The sequence below is a fragment of the Actinopolymorpha sp. B9G3 genome (assembly GCF_040120725.1).
Taxonomy (GTDB): domain Bacteria; phylum Actinomycetota; class Actinomycetes; order Propionibacteriales; family Actinopolymorphaceae; genus Thermasporomyces.
Genome location: NZ_JBEEAB010000002.1, coordinates 208,669 through 228,880 on the forward strand (window position 1 = coordinate 208,669; position 20,212 = coordinate 228,880).

Below are 20,212 nucleotides of genomic sequence, written 5' to 3' on the forward strand. Positions count from 1 at the left end.
GCGGGCCACGTCCCGTGACGCGCCCGCGATCGTCTGCATGAGGCATGCGGGTGTCCCAGGCCACGTGCTCACGCCCATTCCGAGGAGATCCACGATCGTGAAGAGCGCCGTCGAGACCCTGAGCCCGACCCGGGTCCGGCTGACCGTCGAGGTGCCCTTCGAGGAGCTCAAGTCGAGCCTCGACAACGCCTACCGGGAGATCGCCCGACAGGTGACGATCCCCGGGTTCCGGAAGGGCAAGATCCCACCCCGGATCATCGACCAGCGGGTGGGACGCGGACTGGTCCTGGAGCAGGCGGTCCAGGACGCGATCCCGCGGCTCTACGTTGACGCCCTCCAGGAGAACAAGGTCGAGCCACTCGGCCGCCCGGAGGTCGACGTACCGGAGATCGCTGACGGTGCCGACCTGAAGTTCACCGCCGAGGTCGACGTCAAGCCGGAGATCACGCTCCCCGAATATCACGGGCTGGAGCTGAGCGTCGACGACGCCGAGGTGACCGACGAGGACGTCGAGGAACAGGTCAACTCGCTGCGTGAGCGGTTTGGTTCTCTCACGACGGTCGAACGCGCCGCCGGTGACGATGACTACGTGACGATCGACCTGTCCGCCAGCAAGGACGGCGAGGAGCTCGAGGACGAGGAGTCGAGCGGAGTCAGCTACCAGATCGGCAGCGGTGCGCGGCTCGAGGGACTGGACGACGCCGTGAAGGGCCTGCAGGCTGGCGAGTCCGCGACCTTCAGCACTCAGCTGGTCGCTGGCGACCACGCGGGCGAGGACGTCGAGGTGACCGTGACGGTGACCGCCGTCAAGGAGCAGCAGCTCCCCGACCTCGACGACGACTTCGCCCAGCTCGCGAGCGAGTTCGACACCCTGGACGAGCTGCGGGCAGATCTCAGCGATCGCATCGAGCGTTCGAAGCGGATCCAGCAGGCGCAGGCCGCGCGTGACGGCATCCTCGAGAAGTTGCTCGGGCTCGTCGACATCCCGCTCCCGGACGCCGCGGTCGCGACCGAGGTCGAGTCCCGCCGCGAGGCGATCGGTCAGCAGTTGGGCCAGATCGGTCTGTCGGAGGAGCAGTACCTCCAGAGCGAAGGCCAGTCGGCCGAGGAATTCGGTCAGGAGCTGGACAAGCGGGCCCGCGACTCGATGAAGGCGGAGTTCGTCCTCGACGAGGTGGCCGAGAAGGAAGAGCTCTCGGTCAGCGAGGACGAGGTCAAGATCGCCATCGCGCAGCGCGCCCAGCAGTCCGGTATGAGCCCGGCGGACTACTTCAACCAGGTCATCCAGGCCAACTACTTCCAGACTTTGGTGCAGGAGGTCAGGCGGGGCAAGGCTCTGGCCCTGGTGGTCGACAACGCGGTCGTGACGGATGAGTCCGGGCGCCCGGTCGAGCTGAAGCGCCTGCAGCCGGACGGCACGCTCGCTCCGGAGGGCGAGGATGCGGCGGAGGCCTCCGAGGACGCCGACGCCGCTGGCGACGCGGAGACTCCCACCGACGCTGCAGAGGACTCGACGGCGGGCAAGGGTGAGGGTGACGCCGGGACCGGAACAGATGGCGACCCGGAAGGTCAGCCAGGCTCCGGTGCCTGATCGGCAGCCGCCGCGTTAGGGACGGTCACGCGTCGCCGTCCTGGTCGGGCCCTGCGGTGTTGCCGGCCCCGAGGTCGTCGCCGGTCGGTGCGCCGGGACGCAGGAACGCCTGGACCTGGACAACCACCGGCTCGGCATCAGCTGGCGCCGAATCGCCGCCTGCGGCGTCATCGTGACGGTATCTGCCGATGAGTTCGGTGACCTGGGTGAGCACCTCCTCGAGCTCGTCGGGGGTGACACGGAGCCTGAAGTCGCTGAGGTTTGGCCTCCAGCGCTCCGGGCGGGTCGGCAGGTCGTCGAGTGCGTCCTGGATCCGTTCGGCGTACTGCAGGCCGACCGCACGGAGGTACGCGTCGCCGAGCGCGCGGTCGTCGTCGGCCGCTGGCGGGGCGTGGCGCGTGTGCCGGTGCGCAGGTCGCCACCAGCGCTCGCGGGCGGTGCCACGCTCCGCGTCCTCCACGACGAAGCCATGCGCGGCGAGCTGTCGTAGGTGGTAGCTCGTGGCGCCGGTGTTGAGCCCGAGCTGGTGCGCCAGGGTGGTCGCGGTGGCCGGCCCCGCCTCGCGCAGCAGGCCGAGCATCCGGACTCTGACCGGGTGGGCCAGGCCCCGCAGCGACCGCGCGTTGAGGGGCACCTCGCTCCTCGGGGTGAGGGGCACCTCGCTCCTCGGGGCGAGCCTGGGCGGAAGGTCTCGCGTGGCCTCGGGCTGGGCGGCCCGGACGGACTCGTCGGACTGGTCGGACTCGTCGGACATGCCGGGCACCGTACGCTCGCGGAAACATGTTTGCAAACGATTCTTTGCATGGGAAGCGGAGTCCGGACCTGACGACTCTGCGCCGTGAGCGAACAGGACCCTCTCCGCGTCCGCTGCGGGGGAGCGGTTGGCTAGGGTCGAGGTCAAGTTCGAACGGTGCGAATACCGCCCACGTGCGGGCCCGATGTGTGCCACCAGACACCCACGAGACAGACCTAGGCGGAGGACGTGAACGAATACGCGGAGCGGGCGCAGGGCCACAACGGCCAGGGCGGCCTCGACGATCACATTTACCAGCGGCTCCTCAAGGAGCGGATCATCTTCCTCGGCTCGGAGGTCCGCGACCAGAACGCCAACGCGATCTGCGCGCAGATGCTCGTGCTCAACGCCGAGGACCCGGCCAAGGACATCTGGCTCTACATCAACTCGCCGGGCGGATCGGTCGACTCCGGCCTCGCGATCTACGACACGATGCAGTTCATCTCCAACGACGTCGCCACCGTGGCGATGGGCCTGGCCGCGTCGATGGGACAGTTCCTGCTGGCGGCCGGTACGAAGGGCAAGCGTTTCGCCCTGCCGCACTCGCGCATCATGATGCACCAGGTCTCGGGTGGGCTCGGTGGCACGGCGTCCGACATCAAGATCCAGGCCCAGCAGAGCCTGCACCTGAAGAAGCAACTGTTCGAGCTGACCGCTCTCCACACCGGCCAGACGGTCGACCAGATCGAGGCGGACGCGGACCGCGACCGGTGGTTCACCGCCGAGCAGTCGCGGGAGTATGGCTTCATCGACCATGTGGTGAAGTACGCCGGCGAAGTCAGCTCGGTCGGACCTGTCTCCTGACACCCCGGCACGGCACCATCCCCCTGGAGGACGAACCACGATGACCAGCATCCAACCGGCCGGCGGTATCCAGCTCCCCGGACTCGCGACAGAGCCCTCGAGGCTGCCGCGGGGCGACTACTTCATCCCGCGGTGGGAAGAGCGCACCCCCTACGGTTACCGACAGATCGATCCGTACGCGAAGCTCTTCGAGGAGCGGATCATCTTCCTCGGCACGCCGATCTCCGACGACATCGCCAACGCGGTCATGGCGCAGCTGATGTGCCTGGAGTCGATGGACCCCGACCGTGAGGTGCAGATCTACATCAACTCACCCGGTGGTTCCATCACGGCGCTCACGGCGATCTACGACACGATGCGCTACATCACTCCCGACGTCCACACGGTCTGCCTCGGCCAGGCGGCTTCGGCGGCCGCGGTGCTGCTGGCCGCCGGCGCGCCAGGCAAGCGGTCGGCGCTTCCGCACAGCCGGATCGTCATCCACCAGCCCTACACCGAGGGTGGTTACGGTCAGGCGAGCGATATCGAGATCCAGGCGAACGAGATCCTGCGGATGCGCGAGATGCTGGAGACGATGATCGCCGACAACACCGGACGTCCGATCGAGGAGGTCGGACGCGACATCGAGCGCGACAAGTACCTCAGCGCCGAGCAGGCCGTCGAGTACGGCCTCATCGACGAGGTGCTGGTCAGCCGCAAGAAGAGCCTGGTCGAGGTCTGAGGGCCGAGCCAGGCTCCAGAGCCGGCTTTGTGGGGAACTGACAAGGGAGTCAACCGACGTGCCGAATGTCACGGCGGCCCAGAAGTGTCGGGCCCACCCGGATTCGCCGCGTGTGTCCAGCGACGCGCGGTTGAACGCGACCGTTCGCGCCCAGAACGGAGTACCGTCGGTCTCTGTACGCTCAGAGCATGCGCGGCAACGGCTCACAAGGTCGCCGCGACACACCCTGAGGGCTGACCGGCCCGAGTCCTATGCAGGTTCGACCCCCACGCCCATGACAGTGGCGTAGCAACCGAAGGAGACGTTCCGGAGTGGCACGCATCGGTGACGGCGGCGACCTGCTCAAGTGCTCCTTCTGTGGAAAGAGCCAGAAGCAGGTCAAGAAGCTCATTGCAGGTCCGGGCGTCTACATCTGCGACGAGTGCATCGACCTGTGCAACGAGATCATCGAGGAGGAGCTCAGCGAGTCCTCGGAGGTCGGTCTGCACGAGCTTCCCAAGCCGCGGGAGATCTACGAGTTCCTCGACTCCTATGTCGTCGGGCAGGACGCTGCCAAGAAGGCGCTCTCGGTGGCTGTCTACAACCACTACAAGCGGGTGCAGTCGGGCCTGTCGGCCGCCGGGCGACACGCCCGTGACGAGCCAGTCGAGTTGGCGAAGTCCAACATCCTGCTCATCGGGCCCACCGGCTGCGGCAAGACCTATCTCGCGCAGACCCTGGCCAAGATGCTCAACGTCCCGTTCGCGATCGCCGACGCGACCGCACTGACCGAGGCGGGCTACGTCGGTGAAGACGTCGAGAACATCCTGCTCAAGCTGATCCAGGCCGCTGATTATGATGTCAAAAAGGCCGAAACCGGCATCATCTACATCGACGAGGTTGACAAGATCGCCCGTAAGAGCGAGAACCCGTCGATCACCCGCGACGTCTCCGGCGAAGGTGTCCAGCAGGCACTGCTGAAGATCCTGGAGGGGACCACCGCGAGCGTGCCGCCGCAGGGTGGCCGCAAGCACCCGCACCAGGAGTTCATCCAGATCGACACGACCAACGTCCTGTTCATCGTGGGCGGGGCGTTCGCCGGCCTCGAGCGGATCATCGAGCAGCGGGTCGGCAAGAAGGGCGTCGGATTCTCCGCCACCATCCGGACGAAGGAGGAACGCGAGAAGGACGACGCTTTCTCCGAGGTGATGCCGGAGGACCTGTTGAAGTTCGGGCTGATCCCGGAGTTCGTCGGCCGGCTCCCGGTCGTCGCGACGGTGCAGCCACTGGACCGGACCGCGCTGATGCGGATCCTCACCGAGCCGCGCAACGCGCTGGTCAAGCAGTACCAGAAGCTCTTCGAGCTCGACGGTGTCGAGCTCGAGTTCTCTGACGAAGCGATCGAGGCGATCTCCGAGCAGGCGCTGCTTCGCGGCACCGGGGCGCGCGCGACCCGGGCGATCATCGAAGAGGTCCTGCTCAACGTGATGTACGAAGTGCCCAGCCGCGACGACGTGGCCCGGGTCATCGTCACCCGCGAGGTCGTCCTCGACAACGTGAACCCGACGCTCGTTCCGCGAGAGCAGACCGGCCGCAAGCGCAGCAGCAGCGAACGCCGCGAGAAGACGGCCTGACGAGACTGGCGCGGGCTCGACGGGGACGGGCGCCGGAGGGGCCCTTGCTCAGGCCGCGACGCCGATGGTGAGCAGGATGTTGGCGTACGTGCGCTGCTCGCCGGTGGCGATGACCAGCGCGACATCCTCCGACTTCGCGGCGTCGTAGAACCCGAACCGGTCGAGCCGCTCCATCGGAGTGCCGTCGGGCAGCAGCGCCCCGAACTCGGCGAAGACCTCAGGCGTCGGGAGCTCGGGAGGTGGCTGCATGACCGAGGCGGACTCGATCGGCGTGGCGTCCACCACGGCCGCCAGAACCTCGGTGGCGTTGAGCCGACCGGGCGTGAGGTTGAGGAAGACGTGAGTCGCGTTGGGCCCGGCAGCGGTGACGAAGGGGTAGTGCCCGTCCGCGATCAGCACTCGCGAGCCATGGCCCGCCGAGGCCAGGGCGGCCAGGATCTCTGGATGGATGAGGTTGTACCGCAGCATGGCCTCGCCTCTCGATGAGTGCGGGCCCTTCTCCGCCGACCCGCACGTCCTCCGGCCTGGGACTATAACGAGCCGGGGATGTCGGTGGTTCTTCGCCCTCTCGCTCCTGCAGGAGGGGACCCTCCCTGCGAAGCCGCGTTGGGTGAGGGTGCCCTTCGTACGTACCTATTGGAGGGGGGTCCCCTCTCGTGAGGGCGCGTTGGCGGGGGGGCACCCGAATCCGAATCCGAACCTGGGTCGCCGGCGGTCACTCAGCGCGGAGGAGGACGGCGCAGTGGGGTGGCAGCTCCAGCTCTTCGTAGCCGGCCAGGTGCCGCGGCACCACCGAGTCGCTGGAGTCGACGATGACGGAGTAGGCCAGCGCCCATGGCGGTCCCGGCAAGCTGACCTTGACGGCCTCCTCGCCGGCGTGGAGCCACAGCAGGAACGAGTCGTCGTGGACCGGCTCGCCTGCGGCCGTACGCCGTCCGGTGCGTTCGCCGGCCAGGAACATCCCGAGCGTCCGCAGTGACGAGTCGTGCCAGGCGGCGTCGTCCATCTCCTCGCCCCATGGGCCGAACCAGCCCACGTCGCGGCGCCCGCCAGCGGGGTCGAGCGCGCCGGAGAAGAACGTCGAACGTCGGAAGACCGGGTGCTCGCGCCGGATCCGCAGCAGCGTCCGTACCACGCGGCGAAGGTCCGTCCAGACGCCCTTGTCAGCCCAGGAGACCCAGGAGATCTCGTTGTCCTGGCAGTAGGCGTTGTTGTTGCCGCCCTGCGTACGCCCGCGCTCGTCGCCGCCGAGCACCATCGGCACACCGGCTGCGAGGACCAGGGTCGTGAGCAGGTTGCGGACCTGCCTCAGCCGCCGCGCGACCACCGCCGGGTCATCCGTCTCGCCCTCGACACCGGAGTTGGACGACCGGTTGTCGTCGTTCCCGTCGGCGTTGTCCTCGCCATTGGCCTCGTTGTGCTTTCGTTCGTAGCTCACGAGGTCACGCGCCGTGAAGCCGTCGTGGGACGTGACGTAGTTGATGGAAGCGAAGGGCCGGCGGCCGCTGCGCCGGTAGAGGTCGCTCGACCCCGACATCCGCGACGCAAGGTCCCTGACGCCATCGGGGGAGCCGGACCAGAACTCGCGGACGGCGTCCCGGAACCGGTCGTTCCACTCCGACCACGGCGGCGGGAACGCGCCGACCTGGTAGCCGCCCGCCCCAAGGTCCCAGGGCTCGGCGATCAGCTTGACGCGACGCAGGACCGGGTCCTGGTTGACGGCCGCGACGAACGGTCCCGCCATGTCGACTCCGCCGTCGTCCCGGGTGAGCGCCGACGCCAGGTCGAACCGGAACCCGTCGACGTGCATCTCCTCCACCCAGTACCGCAGCGAGTCCAGGACCAGCCGCACGACCTCGGGATGGCGCAGGTTGAGGGAGTTGCCCGTACCGCTGAGGTCGAGGTAGTGCCGCCCCCCGTCGTCCAGCCGGTAGTAGGCGGCGTTGTGGATGCCACGGAACGACAGCGTGGGTCCGCGCTCGTCCTGCTCGCAGGTGTGGTTGTAGACCACGTCGAGCACGACTTCGAGCCCGGCTTCGTGGGCCGCCTTCACCAGCTGCTTGAACTCGGTGACCTGCTGCCCTTCGGTGCCGGCCGCGGCATATCCCCCGTGGGGCGCGAAGAACCCGAGCGTGTTGTAGCCCCAGTAGTTGGCGAGCCCACGCCCGCTCAGCATCGACTCGCTGACGAACTGGTGGACCGGCAGAAGCTCGAGGGTGGTGACGCCCAGGTCGACGAGGTAGGAGAGGACCGCCGGATGGGCCAGGCCGGCGTAGGTACCGCGAAGCTCGGGCGGGACCTCGGGGTGCAGCTTCGTGAAACCACGCACGTGAAGCTCGTAGAGAACCGTGTCACTCCACGGTACGCGGGGTCGTCGGTCATCGCCCCAGTCGAAGGACGCGTCGACGACGACTGACCGCGGCACATAGGGCGCGGAGTCCCGGTCGTCGCGGATCAGGTCGCCCTCGGCCTTGGTCGCGTGGCCGAAGATCGCTGCGTGGTCGACGAGCTCACCGTTGATCGCCCGGGCGTACGGATCGACAAGCAGTTTCGCCGGGTTGAACCGGTGGCCCGCCTGCGGATCCCACGGCCCGTAGACGCGGTAACCGTAACGCTGCCCGGGCCCGACACCGGCGATGCGGCCGTACCACGTCCCGAAGATCTGGTCGGACAAGGGAACCCGCCGTTCGGAACCGTCGGGAGCGGTGAGGCAGACCTCCACGCGTTCGGCCATGGGCGCCCAGAGGGCGAACGTCACGCCAGAGCCGTCGTACGTCGCACCGGGTGGTGGGCAGCCGTCGGGCCACCAGAGGCCCGCTCCATTCCTCGTCACGGGCTCCATCCTTGCGGATCGGTGGGACGGAACCGATGTGGTGCCGGCGATTCGGGACACTGATACCCGCGATCGCCGCGCCGATCCGGGTGTGAGAGGGCCCGACAGGGGCGTGCGATCTCGTTCCTCGCACCCCACGGGCGGGCTCAAACGCGATCAACTTGCGAGAGGGACATGCCACTCGAGGAGGTTGCCACGCTCGCCGGACCGGACGTCGAACGAACCACCCAGGTGGAGGGCGCGGGTCTTCAGCTCGGCGACGCGCGCTTCAGGCGGCGAGCCGCCGATATCGGTGCCGTCGTCGGTGACGGTGAGGACAAGCTCATCTCCGGTGACCCTGACCGTGACCTCGACCTCGGTCGGCGACAGGTGGGCGGCGGCGTTGGCGAGCGCGTCGCGCACTGCTGGAACCAGCTCGCTGCGCAGCCGCGGTGACACGCCTCGGTCGACCGGTCCACGCACGACCAGGCGTGGCGTGAAACCGAGCACAGCCCGCGCCGAGTCGATCTCGTAGAGCAGCTGAGAGCGGATGGACGCTTCGTCGCCCTCCTCGTGGTGTAAGGAAAAGATCGTCGAACGCACCTCCCTGGTCATGTCGTCGAGGTCGTCGATCGCCGCGTCGATGCGCTGCCGCACCTGCGGGTCGGTGCTCAGCCCCGCCGCGCTGTGCAGGCGCATCTCGACCGCGAACAGGCGCTGGATGACCACGTCGTGCAGGTCCGATGCGATCCGGTCGCGGTCCTCGAGCACCCGCATCCGGGCGCGGGCCTCCTGCGACTGGACGTGTTGCAGGGCGAGCGCGGCCTGGCCGGCGAACGCTTCCACCATGTCGATCTCTCGACGACCGACCCGCTCCTGTGGCGAACCACGCCGCCATCCCGCGTAGAGGATGCCGAAGACGTCGCCCGACACCACCAGCGGGATGAGCATGCCCAGGCCGATCACCGACATGGCTTCCGCCCACTCGGGCGGAGGGTCGTACTCCGGCTCGTGGGTGAGATCGTCGCTGACGACGCGCTGGCGCGTCTCGATGACACGGGCGGTGAGGCCACGCCGGCCGATCCTGGTGCCCGCGGTCGACTCCAGGTCGAGTCCCTCGACCACGGCGAGGACCGCGGTGTCGGCGTCGGCGGGGTCCACGGTGATCAGCCCCGCGTAGTCGGCGGCGGAAACCGCCCGGAACCGCCGGATCACCATCGTCAACGCCTCGTCACGGTCGACGTCGTTGAGGAGCAGACGGGTCAGCCCGAACCCGGCTTCGAGCCACCGCCCGCGCCGCTCACGGTCGTACTGGAGCCGCTGCTGGTGCAGGGCTAGTGCGGCCTGGTCGGCGAACGACTGCATGAGTTCGGCGTCCTCGATCGCGACGGCTTCGTCGGGTGAGCCTCGCCGCCAGGTGAGAGCGAGCACTCCCATCGTCTCGCCCTCGGCCGTCAGCGGCATGAACATCGCGAGGCCGACGTCTTCGGACAGGGCGGCCCAGATGGGGGTGGGGTTGTACTGCGGGTCGTCCTGCAGGTCGGTGGTGAGGATCGGCGCTCCGGTGTCGATCACGGACGCCAGGAAGCTGGGGCGGCGGAGTTGGATGCTGACCGTCTCGTCGTGATCCGTCTCGATGCCGTCCATCGCCTCGAAGACGATGCGTTCCTCCGAGGCCGTGCGTTCGACGAGGGCGATCACGCCTGTGAACGCCCTGGAGACCTCCCGGATGCGACGCAGCACCAGCGGCAGCGCCTCGTCGCGACTTGCCGGGTTGAGGAGCAGGCGGGTCACCTCGGCGCCCATCTCGATCCAACGCTCGCGTCGGCGTTCCTGCTGGAACAGCCGCGAGTTCTCGATCGTCATGCCTGCCGCGTCGGCGAGTGCGGTCACGGCGGCCTCGTCCGCGGCCGAGAACTCGCGCGCGGACGTCTTGTTGGCGAGGTAGAGCAGCCCTTCGGTGTCGCCGTGCAGCTTGATGGGTACGGCGAGCAGACTGGTGATGACGGGATGGTGTGCGGGAATGCCGTATCGTGCCGGATGTGTCCTGACATCGGCGATCCGCAGGGCTCTGCCGGTCTTGCGGACAATTTTAAGAATTCCTCTGAACTGTGGTCGCTCACCGATTTTCGCAACACGTTCCTCGGTGACACCAAAGGGGATGAATTCGAGAATCCGCTTCTCCCGCGTCACGATGACCAGAACGGCATACTTCGCGACGGTGAGCTGCGCCGCTGTTTCCACAATGCGCTGAAGGACCTGCCTCCGCTCGCAATTGTTACCCACCGTTTGTCCGCTCCATCAATGGCCATAAGCCTTGCGGCAAATAGGTCACACATCCCCTTGCGGCGAGTCCGCAACCCCGCTTTCGAAAAGCGTAGGACACATTGCGCCGCGCCGCTGCTTCGCGGGGCATGATCGCACCCTGCGAGGACAGTGCCAGCCCGCTGGAGAAGGGATCAGGCTGGCAGAGAAAGGGTCTGCCTGGCAGACAAAGGCTCGGCCCCGGGAGTCAGTCGAACGGTGCGTACCACTTGATCGTCGTGCGGCCGTCCTCGTCTGCGAATGTCTCGCACCTGCCCCCGAGGCGGCTCGCCTGCGCCGACAGTTCCGCGATCCGGGCGGCGCGGAAGCGTTCGGTCTGCGAATCGCCGGCAACGCCGTCATCTGTCACCGTGAGGCTGACTCCGCCGACGAGGTTGATCACGACCTCCACGTGGACCACCGCACGACGCTTGCCGGCAACGGTGAGGGCGTGACGGACCGCGAATATCAGCTCGTCGTGGAAAGCCTCAGGCAGGGAATCGACCAGCCCGTTCAACACGACACGTGGGGTGAAACCGAACAGGTCCCGCGCCATGTCGAGCTCCGCCAGGAGTTGGTTCTGCAGGGGAGTGGGGGACTCGCGGCGCGGCTCATGGAGCTGGAAGATCGTCGACCGGATGTCGTTCGTCGTCTCGTCGAGCTCCTCGATGGCTCTCGCGATCCTGCGCTGGACCTCGGGCCGGGTACTGAGACCGTTGGCGCTGTGCAGACGGGTACCGACGGCGAAGAGGCGTTGGATCACGGCGTCGTGCAGATCGCGGGCGATCCGGTCGCGGTCCTCCAGGATCAGCAGGCGGGAGTTGTTGCGCTGGGCCTGGACCCGCTGGAGCGCAAGTGCGGCATGGCTGGCCCACATCTCCACCAGGGGGACCTCCTGGGCGGCCAGACGTTCGTTCGGCGAGTTGCGTTCCCAGCCGACATACAGCACGCCGAGGATCTCGTCGCTGGCGACGAGGGGCAGGACCATGCCGAGACCCACCACCGACAAGGGCTTACGCCAGTCAGGCGGTGGGTTGAACGCCTTTTCGGCCGGAAGGTCACGAGTGACAAGAGCTTTTCCTGACTCCATCACCATGGCGGGAATTCCGCGGATGTCAGTGCGGGTGCCGGTGGTGAACTCCAGCCCGAGACCGTCGGCCGCCTCGAGCACCATCGTTCCCGGGACAGCCGGATCGAGCAGGATCAGGCTCCCGTAGCACGCGCCGGAGATCTCCCGCAGCTGCCTGGTCACCATGCGCAGGGCCTGGTCGCGGTTGACCTCGCCCAGCAGGAGATGGGTCATCTCCGATGCCGCCTGCAACCACTGTTGGCGCCGACGTTCACGCTCGAAGAGCCGGGCGTTCTGGATCGCGATTCCGGCGGCCGTGGCGAGGGCGAGAAGCGCTTCCTCGTCGTCGGGGGTCAACGACGTCGTGCCGTCGTCGCCGTCCTGCCCACAGTCGCCGAGGTAGAGATGGCCGAATGTCTCGTCGCGCATGGCGATGGGAACGCCCAGAAGATCAGGGACCGCCGGATGGGGGCGAGGCAGCCCGGCGGCCGTGAAATGCTCCGGAACCTCGCCGATCCGGATCTCTTTTCCAGGCTTGAAGTCCCACCCCGGCACCTCGCGGAATTCCGGCAGTTGAGAGATTTTCTCCCGATCCTCCGCAGTGGTACCGATGGTAATGGTGTCGGTGATTTCCCGTTCGGGTGTGGCGAGAATGAGGACGCCGTATCGAGCACCGGCAAGGACGCACGCGGAATGCACGACACGTTCGAGAACCTGTGAAAGGTCCAGATCGGTTCCGACGGTGAGGATCGCGTCGATCAGTGTCTGGACCCGACGCTGAGGAGCCGGCATCCTCGGGTAGGCAGGGTCATCGGGAGGGATCCTTTCCTGATCCACCCGGTTGTCGCGCAGAGCGCCCGGTTGCCCTGGAGTGGACATACCGGCCGCCTCCCCGGTCAGGGCCATGGAACCGATGGTAGGCGCCCAGAACGCCAAGACATAGCCGGCCACCGTCTCGCTCGCATATTGTGCGGGATCGCGGAGAGTCGATGGACGTCCGTCAGCGGGACATTGGCCTCTGGGGGCGATCGTCGAGATCGGGAATCCTGGCGCAGAGCCGGGCGAGGAGGTTCTGATGACCGATCCATCGCGCCGTCGGGTTGTCGTGGGAGTCGACGGCAGTACGGAGAGCCGCACGGCATTGCGCCTGGCAGTCGACGAGGCGAGGTACCGGAACTGTCCGCTCCAGATCGTGCGTTCGGTCGAGATGTACGAAGAGAACCCCGAAAGCGAAGAACTCGACTCGGCGGTGGCTTTCGTCCGTGACGACCTGGGTTTCACGGAGGTGTCCGGCCTGGTCACCAGCGGGTTCCCGGCGATGGCCCTGCTGGAACAGGCGGCCGATGCCGAACTCGTGGTCGTGGGATCGCGGCCGCGGTCGGCAATCGCGTCGGTGGTACTCGGCTCGGTGGGATCGGCGGTGGCGACCCATGCGCCCTGCCCGGTCATCGTGGCCCGGACGTCGGGAGAGCGCGCCACGCCGGGTGCGCGGGTCGTGGTCGGAGTCGACGGCTCGGACGTGTCCGAACGTGCGGTGGACTTCGCATTCGGCGAAGCCTCCCACCGCGGGACCGGGCTGGTCGCCGTGCACTGCTGGCAGGTTGACCATCCGGCCGCAGCCCGGTGGGACGCGGAGGCGTTCGCGACACGGCGCAACGAGCACCTGAGGTGGATGTCGGAATCGCTTGCGGGCTTTCAGGACAAGTACCCGGAGGTGCAGGTGACGACGAGTCTGTTGGAGGGCCGGCCCGCGGTGCTGCTCACCGAACTCTCGCGCGGCGCCGGCCTCGTCGTGGTCGGCTCACGGGGCCGCGGCGGGCTGGTCGGGATGCTGCTCGGTTCGGTCAGCCAGAGCTTGCTCCACCATGCGTACTGCTCCATCGCCGTCGTACGCCCGGTGGTTCCCTCCTCCTGAAGTACCCCCGTCCCGCCCCTGCGTTCGGGGGAACGGTCTGGCAGTCCTGTGGCGCTGGGCCGGAGGGACCGGTGACTCCGCCCGTGTTCACCCCGATCAGGTGATGGTTCGACCTGCCCGGCCGCAAAGTGTGGTCGCAGGGCCGGACGGCGAGTCCGGGCCGGGGAAGGCTCTCGGGAGAGGACAGCGCCATGCGGCTCGTCGTCGACCTCACCCGCTGTCAGGGGTACGCCCAGTGCGCGTTCCTCGCGCCGGACGTCTTCTCGATGCGTGGCAACGAGTCGTTGACCTACGACGCGGAACCCGACGATCGGCAGCGGGACCGGATCCTGCGTGCGGCGGCCGCGTGTCCGGTGCAGGCGATCGTGCTGGACCGGTTGGACGGCGGTGCCGCACCGGGCGGCACGGCTGCCGTGCCAACCCGGGCGCGGAGCACCTCGACGCGGCCGCGGGTCGAACGCATCGTCATCGTCGGCGCGTCTCTTGCCGGGTTGCGGGCCGCGGTGACGCTCCGCGCGGAGGGCTTCACCGGCACGCTGACGGTGATCGGTGACGAGCGCCACGCACCCTACGATCGTCCGCCACTGTCGAAGCACGTCCTGACCGGCCGGGTCCCCGCGCAGCGGACGAGCCTGCCGCGGACCGAGGGGATCGACGCGCGGTGGATGCTCGGCAGCCCGGCCGCGCGCCTGGACATCGGGGCGAAGGAGGTCGTCCTCGCGGACGGTCGGCGGGTGGGCTACGACCGGGTACTGATCGCGACCGGCGTCCGCGCCCGGCCCTGGCCGAACCCGACAGAGGCGGCACTCGACGGTGTCTTCGTCCTGCGTACCCGCGACGACGCAACTGTGCTCCGGCGGCGCCTCGGGGCGGAGCCTCGCCGGGTCCTCGTGATCGGCGCCGGCTTCACCGGCTCCGAGATCGCGTCGGACTGCTGTGATCTCGGCATTCCCGTCACCGTCGCCGAACGCGGACCGACCCCGCTGGTCGGCGCGCTCGGCGGCGTGATCGGCGCAACAGCGGCCAGGATGCAGCGCAAGCATGGCGTCGACCTGCGGTGTGGCGTCACAGTCACGGCCCTCGAGGGCGATGCCGACGGCCGGCTGCGCAGGGCGAAGCTCTCCGACGGCAGTGTGCTCGACGTCGACGTGGCGGTAGCGGCACTCGGCGCCATCCGTAACGTGGAGTGGCTTCACGACTCAGGTCTCGCCGCCGGAGCGTGGGGCGTGGCCTGCGACGCCGGCTGCCGGGCGTTCGACGTCAACGGGCTGGTGACCGACGACGTGTTCGTCGCAGGTGACGTGGCGCGGTTCCCGCACCCCATCTACGACTACCAGCTACTCGCCCTGGAGCACTGGGGCAACGCGGTCACCCAGGCCGAGGTCGCCGCGCACAACATGCTCAGCGCCGAGACCGAACGCTGGCCGCACCTGTCGCTGCCGGTGTTCTGGTCCACGCAGTTCGGGATCGAGATCAAGTCGGTCGGCGTACCGACCTACGCCGACGAGCTGGTCATCACGCAAGGTGCGCTTGACGGCGACGGCTTCGTCGCGGCGTACGGCTACCAGGGCCGCATCACCGCGGCGGTCTGTTTCGACCAGGCGAAGTGGCTGGACTTCTATGCGCGGCTGATCGAGCGGCGAGCGGCGTTTCCGCCGGACTTCCATGCCGTCGACCAACCGGACACGCTGGCGCCCGTCTCCGCCGAGATCCCGGACCAGACCCTGCCCAGCCACGTCGCCACCGTGCTCGTCACCGGCCACCAGCCGAGCGACCGGCGGGCGACGCTGGTGCACGGTGGCGAACCGTCAGGGGGCCTGTGATGGAGCGGAGCGTCTTCGACCGGATCCTCGATCCCGCCAACCGGCCCGATCCGTATCGGTTGTACGCGGAGCTTCGCGAGATACCGGTACGCCGGGAGGCCGACGGGACCTACGTCGTCAGTACGTACCGCGAGATCGTCGACCTGCTCCACGATCCTCGGGTCAGCTCGGACGAGCACGCCGCCCGCTGTGCGCCGGGATCGGCCCCGGAGGACGAGCAGGTTCCTGACGACGAACTGGCACCGGACGACGAGCTGACGGAACCGGAAGCCGGGACCGCCTCGGGACAGGAGGACGAGCACCTGGCGAGCTTCATCCGCCACGATCCGCCCGAGCACGACCGGCTCCGCGGCCTGATGGCGCGGCACTTCGGCCCTCCCCACACTCCCCGGCGGATCGACGACATGGAGCCGGAACTCGTCGAGATCGTGACCGGCCTGGTCGACGACTTCCCGGCCGCGAGCGACGGTTCCGCCAGCAACCAGGTGGACCTGGTGGACGCGTTCGCCTATCCGTTCCCGGTCACGGTGATCTGCCGGCTGCTCGGCGTACCCACCGAGGACGAACCGAAGTTCCGGGTGTGGACCGCGGCGCTGCTGGAGTCCATCGGCCCGCGCGGTGGGGAGAGGTCCGAGGCGTCCGACCTGCGGCGCAAACGGATCGAGGCGGTCGCGGAGCTGGAGCGCTACCTCGGCGGGCTCGCCGACGTACGCCGCGACCGGCCGGGCGACGACCTCCTGTCCACGCTGGTCGTCGAGGAGGTCGAACGGGGTCGGATGACCCGCGCCGAGCTGCTCAGCAACGCCGCGCTGCTGCTCTTCGCCGGCCACGAGACCACCGTGAACCTGATCGCGAACGGGATGCTCACCCTGCTCCGGCACCCCGACCTACTCCGGCGCCTGCGCAACGAACCCGACCTCGGGATCTGGGTCGTCGAGGAGCTGCTGCGCTACGAACCGCCCGTGCACTTCCTGCCCGAACGGGTCGCCCTCGCCGACATCGACGTCGGCGGTACGACGATCCCGGAAGGGGCGGCCATCACGTTGGCCCTCGCCGCAGGTAGCCGTGATCCCGCGCACGTGCGGGACCCGGACCGCTTCGACCCGGACCGCTTCCATCCGGACCGGTACGGCGAGGACCGCGCAGGCACCGAACATCTCGGGTTCGGCGGCGGGATCCACTACTGCTTCGGTGCTCCGCTCGCCCGGCTGGAAGCGCGGGTCGCGTTGACCGCGCTCGCCCGCCGGCTCGAGAACCCCCGCCTGGCCGCGGATCCGCCGTCGTACCGTCCGAACGCGGTTTTGCGTGGCCCGCGCCACCTCGAAGTGGCGTACGACCGGTTGCTCGCCGCGCAGCCGGCGGAACCGCGGCCAGGTGTTCCCCAAGCCCGCCGACCGATCGAGGAGGCTGCCGACCAGGCGGCGCGTCCCCGTTGAGGGTGTCAGCTTTCCGCATGAGGCGTCCCTTCATGCGAGGCGGTTCTGCGTGAGGGCCGCCCTCATGCACAACGACGGCGCGCCTGCGAGCGCAGGGACCTCGCCACCAGGTCAGCCCGGGGCGGACCGGGCCCACGGCAGTGGCGGCCGCCCGTCGAGCAGGCGGCGGAGCTCGGCACTCTCGTCCGGATCGATCGGGTACCCGTGCTCGGGACCGGGGAACACCCGCCCGCGGACGTCGGCGGCATAGGCGGCCACGCCCGTGGTCATCGCCTCACGGACCCCGGCGTACCGCTTCACGAACTTCGGCGTGTGCCCGGTCGAGATCCCCAGCAGGTCGTGGAAGACCAGCACCTGGCCGTCGGTGGCTGGCCCCGCGCCGATCCCGATGACAGGTACGTCCACCTGCTCCATCAGGATCTCCGTCACCGCCGACGGGATCGCCTCGAAGACCAGCGCGAAACACCCGGCGTCGGCCAGCGCCCGAGCCTCCGCCGCGATCCGCGCCGCACTCGCCGCCGTCCGCCCCTGCGCCTTGAACCCGCCGAGCAGCCCGACCGTCTGAGGCGTGAGGCCGACGTGGCCCATCACCGGAATCCCGGCACGGACGATCGCGCGGGCCCGGTCGACCGACGTACCACCGCGTTCGATCTTCACCGCGTCGCAGCCGGCCTCCTTGACGAGCCGCTGAGCATTCTCGATCGCCTGCTCGTCGGAGCGTTCGTACGAACCGAACGGCAGGTCGCCGACCAGCAACGGAACCGTGAGCCCCCGCCGCACGGCCGCCGCGAGGACGAGCATCTCCGTCATCCCCACCGGCACGGTCGAGTCGTGGCCGAGCACCACCATCGCGGCCGAGTCGCCGACGAGCACCACGTCGACGCCGGCCTTCTCCACGACCTGCGCCGACGGATGGTCGTACGCCGTCACCATGACGATCGGCTCGCCGGCCGCCTTCATCTCGGCGAGCCTGGGAATGGTCACGCGAGTGCGGGCGGTCATCGCGGATCACCTGCCTGCGACGCAAGGGGCGAGCCCAGGAGCGCCCCGGGATCGGAGTCCACCCGGGCGATCGTGTTGGCGGCATCGACGTGGACCACGACGGGCTCGTGAGCCCAGACCTCGTCGGAGGAGAAGCTCCCGAACGACGCCACGATCACCCGGTGACCGATCTCCACGAGACTCGCGGCGGCGCCGTTGACCTGCATCGTGCCCGAGCCCGCGGGACCGGCGATCACGTACGTGACGAACCGGGCGGCGTTGTCGACGTCCCAGACGTGGACCTGTTCGTGGGGGAGCAGGTCCGCCGCCGCCATCAGCTCGGCGTCGATGGTGATGCTGCCCACGTAGTCGACGTCGCATCCGGTGACAGTCGCCCGGTGGATCTTGGACTTCAACAGCGTGCGGTGCATCGTCAGTCCTCCGCTTCGTTCGGGCCGGTATCGGTGGTGCTTGACGTGGTGGTGGTCTCGGAGAGGGTGATCACGGTGTTGTCGATGAGCCGCGCCCGTCCGACCCGGGCGGCGACCGCGACGAGCACCGGTCGTACGCCGAACTTCGCTGCCGCCGTGAGGTCCTCGGCGTCGCGGGCCTCGAGGTACTCCGGCTCGACGCCCGCGTCGGCGAGGATCTTCCGGCCAAGGGCGAGCGCCGGTTCGGTCGCGCTCTCACCCGCCAACGCCGCGTCGCGGATAGCCGTGAGGGCCCGGTTCAACGCGAGCCCCCGGGTCCGCTCGGCGGGGTCGAGATAGACGTTGCGCGAGCTCATCGCGAGGCCGTCGGGCTCCCGTACGGTCGGCACGACGACGATCTGCACGCCGAACTCCAGGTCGCGCACCATCCGGCGGATGACCACCGCCTGCTGGGCGTCCTTCTGGCCGAAGAACGCGACGTCCGGCCCGACGGCGTTGAGGAGCTTGGCGACGACGGTCGTCACGCCACGGAAGTGCCCGGGACCGCGCCGGCCTGGAGCGCCGCACAGCACCTCGGTGAGGCCACCACCGACCTCGACCGTCGTGGCGTACCCGTCCGGGTAGACCTGCGCGGCGTCCGGCGCGTAGACGACATCGGCACCCGCCTCGCCGGCCAGGCGTACGTCCCGTTCCTCGTCCCGCGGATAGCCGGCGAGGTCCTCGCCCGCAGCGAACTGCGTCGGGTTGACGAACAAACTCATCACCACCACGTCGCACCGCGCTCGGGCGGTCCGCAGCAGGGTGAGATGACCTTCGTGCAGGGCGCCCATCGTCGGCACGAGCCCGATCGTGTGGCCCTCCCGGCGCGCCGACGCCAGCGCGGTGCGGAGTTCCTCGCGGGTACGGATGATGCGGGGGGTGCTCATCTGGGTACCTCCAGCGGAGTCAGGTCGAAGGCCGCCCAGGCGACCTGTGGTCGGTGCCGCCGCGCGGTCGGCGAGGGCCCGGGTGTGCGTGGTGAGCAGGTCGTAGAGCGGCCGGAGTTCTGGTGCGTGGGCCTGGAGTGCCTCGACGTGCCGCGCCACAGTGGTGTCGTCACCGCGGGCGACGGGCCCGGTGAGGGCAGCACCGCCGAACTCCGACCAGTTGGCGACCGTCTGTCGTACGAGCGGCGCGAGAGTCGCCCGCGCGTCCGCCACGCCGGCACGGGCCAGCAGGTCCGCCGCCGTCTCCTCGAGTGTGACGAGGAAGTTCGACGCCATGACGGCCGCGGCGTGGTAGAGGGCGCGATGCTCCTCGGCGACCGCGAACGGCGCCATCCCGAGCCGGCGGGCCAGGTCCTCGGCCACCGCCGCCGCGGCCCCCGTCGCGCCGGCGACCGCGCACGGAACGCCGGTGAGGTCGGCCCCCGCCCGCGGGATCGTCTGCAGGGGGTGGAGCGAGAACGCCTGTGCGCCCACGACCGCGGCGAGGACATCGAGGCCGGACGCACCACTGACATGCCCGACGTACGCCGGTCGGCTGGGCGCGGGCGTCGGCTGGGCGGCGGACGTGGGCTGGGCGGCGGACGTGGGCTGGGCGGCGGACGTGGGCTGGGCGGACGTCGGCGGACCGGCGCTGGGTTGGGAAGCCTCCGTTTGGGTGGAACCTTCCTGGATGGCGGCTGCGAGCGCGTGGGCGAGGTCTGGAATCGCCCGATCCGGCACGCAGATCAGGACGATCTCCGCTGCCGCCGCCTCGTGGAGGCGATCGCGTCCTGCGACGCTGACCTCGAGCCCGGCGGACCGGGCGGCATGAACGACAGAACCGCCGACCCGGCCGTTGCCGATCACGACAATCCGGCCAAACTCGGACGAGGCGCGGGACAGCGCCCGCGCGTCTCGGTCCCGTTCCAGTTCTCGCATCGGAGATACCAGACG

General features: G+C 69.0%; 15 protein-coding genes. 7 read left to right on the forward strand and 8 right to left on the reverse strand.

The window, feature by feature from the left end; genetic code table 11:
* Nucleotides 1-97 precede the first annotated feature (97 nt).
* Nucleotides 98-1,591: a trigger factor gene (gene tig, locus ABNF93_RS04120; RefSeq protein WP_349326166.1), complete on the forward strand. Its 1,494-nt coding sequence runs from the start codon at nucleotides 98-100 to the stop codon at nucleotides 1,589-1,591.
* Nucleotides 1,592-1,616: 25 nt separating this feature from the next.
* On the opposite strand, the gene ABNF93_RS04125 is transcribed toward tig, so the two are convergent.
* On the reverse strand, nucleotides 1,617-2,345 hold the full coding sequence (locus tag ABNF93_RS04125; protein ID WP_349326167.1) for a helix-turn-helix domain-containing protein: 729 nt from the start codon (nucleotides 2,343-2,345) through the stop codon (nucleotides 1,617-1,619).
* Between the two features lie 228 nt (nucleotides 2,346-2,573).
* Here ABNF93_RS04125 and ABNF93_RS04130 point away from each other — a divergent pair, with 228 nt between their 5' ends.
* From ABNF93_RS04130 to clpX, 3 genes are all read left to right on the forward strand, one after another.
* On the forward strand, nucleotides 2,574-3,188 hold the full coding sequence (locus ABNF93_RS04130) for an ATP-dependent Clp protease proteolytic subunit (RefSeq protein WP_349326168.1): 615 nt from the start codon (nucleotides 2,574-2,576) through the stop codon (nucleotides 3,186-3,188).
* A gap of 40 nt (nucleotides 3,189-3,228) precedes the next feature.
* Nucleotides 3,229-3,909 (forward strand): ATP-dependent Clp protease proteolytic subunit, encoded by a 681-nt coding sequence (locus ABNF93_RS04135; RefSeq protein WP_349326169.1) that lies wholly within the window; start codon nucleotides 3,229-3,231, stop codon nucleotides 3,907-3,909.
* Between the two features lie 311 nt (nucleotides 3,910-4,220).
* Entirely contained in the window at nucleotides 4,221-5,522 is a 1,302-nt protein-coding gene (gene clpX / locus ABNF93_RS04140; protein WP_349326170.1) for an ATP-dependent Clp protease ATP-binding subunit ClpX, read from the forward strand.
* Nucleotides 5,523-5,570: 48 nt separating this feature from the next.
* Here the strand turns inward: clpX and ABNF93_RS04145 are convergent, their stop codons facing one another.
* The 4 genes from ABNF93_RS04145 to ABNF93_RS04160 form a co-directional block, all read right to left on the reverse strand.
* Nucleotides 5,571-5,990 (reverse strand): RbsD/FucU family protein, encoded by a 420-nt coding sequence (locus ABNF93_RS04145; RefSeq protein WP_349326171.1) that lies wholly within the window; start codon nucleotides 5,988-5,990, stop codon nucleotides 5,571-5,573.
* Between the two features lie 247 nt (nucleotides 5,991-6,237).
* Nucleotides 6,238-8,364, reverse strand: coding sequence for a glycogen debranching protein GlgX (gene glgX, locus ABNF93_RS04150; RefSeq protein WP_502877531.1), 2,127 nt, complete (start codon nucleotides 8,362-8,364; stop codon nucleotides 6,238-6,240).
* A gap of 147 nt (nucleotides 8,365-8,511) precedes the next feature.
* A complete protein-coding gene (locus tag ABNF93_RS04155; protein WP_349326173.1) occupies nucleotides 8,512-10,620 on the reverse strand; it encodes a sensor histidine kinase in 2,109 nt (702 codons plus the stop codon).
* A 226-nt stretch (nucleotides 10,621-10,846) separates the two neighbouring features.
* On the reverse strand, nucleotides 10,847-12,613 hold the full coding sequence (locus ABNF93_RS04160) for a sensor histidine kinase (protein ID WP_349326174.1): 1,767 nt from the start codon (nucleotides 12,611-12,613) through the stop codon (nucleotides 10,847-10,849).
* Nucleotides 12,614-12,782: 169 nt separating this feature from the next.
* On the opposite strand from ABNF93_RS04160, the gene ABNF93_RS04165 reads away from it, so the two are divergent.
* The 3 genes from ABNF93_RS04165 (at nucleotide 12,783) to ABNF93_RS04175 (ending at nucleotide 16,881) form a co-directional block, all read left to right on the forward strand.
* A complete protein-coding gene (locus ABNF93_RS04165) occupies nucleotides 12,783-13,622 on the forward strand; it encodes a universal stress protein (protein WP_349326175.1) in 840 nt (279 codons plus the stop codon).
* A gap of 191 nt (nucleotides 13,623-13,813) precedes the next feature.
* Nucleotides 13,814-15,445, forward strand: a complete 1,632-nt coding sequence (locus tag ABNF93_RS04170) for an FAD-dependent oxidoreductase (RefSeq protein ID WP_349326176.1) — start codon at nucleotides 13,814-13,816, stop codon at nucleotides 15,443-15,445.
* On the forward strand, nucleotides 15,445-16,881 hold the full coding sequence (locus ABNF93_RS04175; protein WP_349326177.1) for a cytochrome P450: 1,437 nt from the start codon (nucleotides 15,445-15,447) through the stop codon (nucleotides 16,879-16,881). Before ABNF93_RS04170 ends, ABNF93_RS04175 begins: the two co-directional genes overlap by 1 nt.
* 111 nt (nucleotides 16,882-16,992) lie before the next feature.
* On the opposite strand, the gene panB is transcribed toward ABNF93_RS04175, so the two are convergent.
* Genes panB through panC form a run of 3 tightly spaced genes read right to left on the reverse strand, consistent with a single transcriptional unit; the run spans nucleotide 16,993 to nucleotide 20,197 of the window.
* Nucleotides 16,993-17,883 carry a 3-methyl-2-oxobutanoate hydroxymethyltransferase gene (gene panB / locus ABNF93_RS04180; RefSeq protein ID WP_349326178.1) on the reverse strand — a complete coding sequence of 297 codons (891 nt, stop codon included), beginning with the start codon at nucleotides 17,881-17,883 and terminating at the stop codon, nucleotides 16,993-16,995.
* Nucleotides 17,880-18,293 (reverse strand): aspartate 1-decarboxylase, encoded by a 414-nt coding sequence (gene panD / locus ABNF93_RS04185; RefSeq protein ID WP_349326179.1) that lies wholly within the window; start codon nucleotides 18,291-18,293, stop codon nucleotides 17,880-17,882. Before panD ends, panB begins: the two co-directional genes overlap by 4 nt.
* A 2-nt stretch (nucleotides 18,294-18,295) precedes the next feature.
* Nucleotides 18,296-20,197 carry a pantoate--beta-alanine ligase gene (gene panC / locus ABNF93_RS04190; protein WP_349326180.1) on the reverse strand — a complete coding sequence of 634 codons (1,902 nt, stop codon included), beginning with the start codon at nucleotides 20,195-20,197 and terminating at the stop codon, nucleotides 18,296-18,298.
* Nucleotides 20,198-20,212: the final 15 nt, after the last annotated feature.

What these genes read in the sequence shown, in the direction of transcription:
- ABNF93_RS04125 (WP_349326167.1), bottom strand. Translation starts at nt 2,345, where the DNA reads ATGTCCGACGAGTCCGACCAGTCCGACGAGTCCGTCCGGGCCGCCCAG.
- ABNF93_RS04135 (WP_349326169.1), top strand. Translation starts at nt 3,229, where the DNA reads ATGACCAGCATCCAACCGGCCGGCGGTATCCAGCTCCCCGGACTCGCG.
- ABNF93_RS04145 (WP_349326171.1), bottom strand. Translation starts at nt 5,990, where the DNA reads ATGCTGCGGTACAACCTCATCCATCCAGAGATCCTGGCCGCCCTGGCC.
- glgX (WP_502877531.1), bottom strand. Translation starts at nt 8,364, where the DNA reads ATGGAGCCCGTGACGAGGAATGGAGCGGGCCTCTGGTGGCCCGACGGC.
- ABNF93_RS04160 (WP_349326174.1), bottom strand. Translation starts at nt 12,613, where the DNA reads ATGGCCCTGACCGGGGAGGCGGCCGGTATGTCCACTCCAGGGCAACCG.
- ABNF93_RS04165 (WP_349326175.1), top strand. Translation starts at nt 12,783, where the DNA reads ATGACCGATCCATCGCGCCGTCGGGTTGTCGTGGGAGTCGACGGCAGT.
- ABNF93_RS04170 (WP_349326176.1), top strand. Translation starts at nt 13,814, where the DNA reads ATGCGGCTCGTCGTCGACCTCACCCGCTGTCAGGGGTACGCCCAGTGC.
- ABNF93_RS04175 (WP_349326177.1), top strand. Translation starts at nt 15,445, where the DNA reads ATGGAGCGGAGCGTCTTCGACCGGATCCTCGATCCCGCCAACCGGCCC.
- panB (WP_349326178.1), bottom strand. Translation starts at nt 17,883, where the DNA reads ATGACCGCCCGCACTCGCGTGACCATTCCCAGGCTCGCCGAGATGAAG.
- panD (WP_349326179.1), bottom strand. Translation starts at nt 18,293, where the DNA reads ATGCACCGCACGCTGTTGAAGTCCAAGATCCACCGGGCGACTGTCACC.
- panC (WP_349326180.1), bottom strand. Translation starts at nt 20,197, where the DNA reads ATGCGAGAACTGGAACGGGACCGAGACGCGCGGGCGCTGTCCCGCGCC.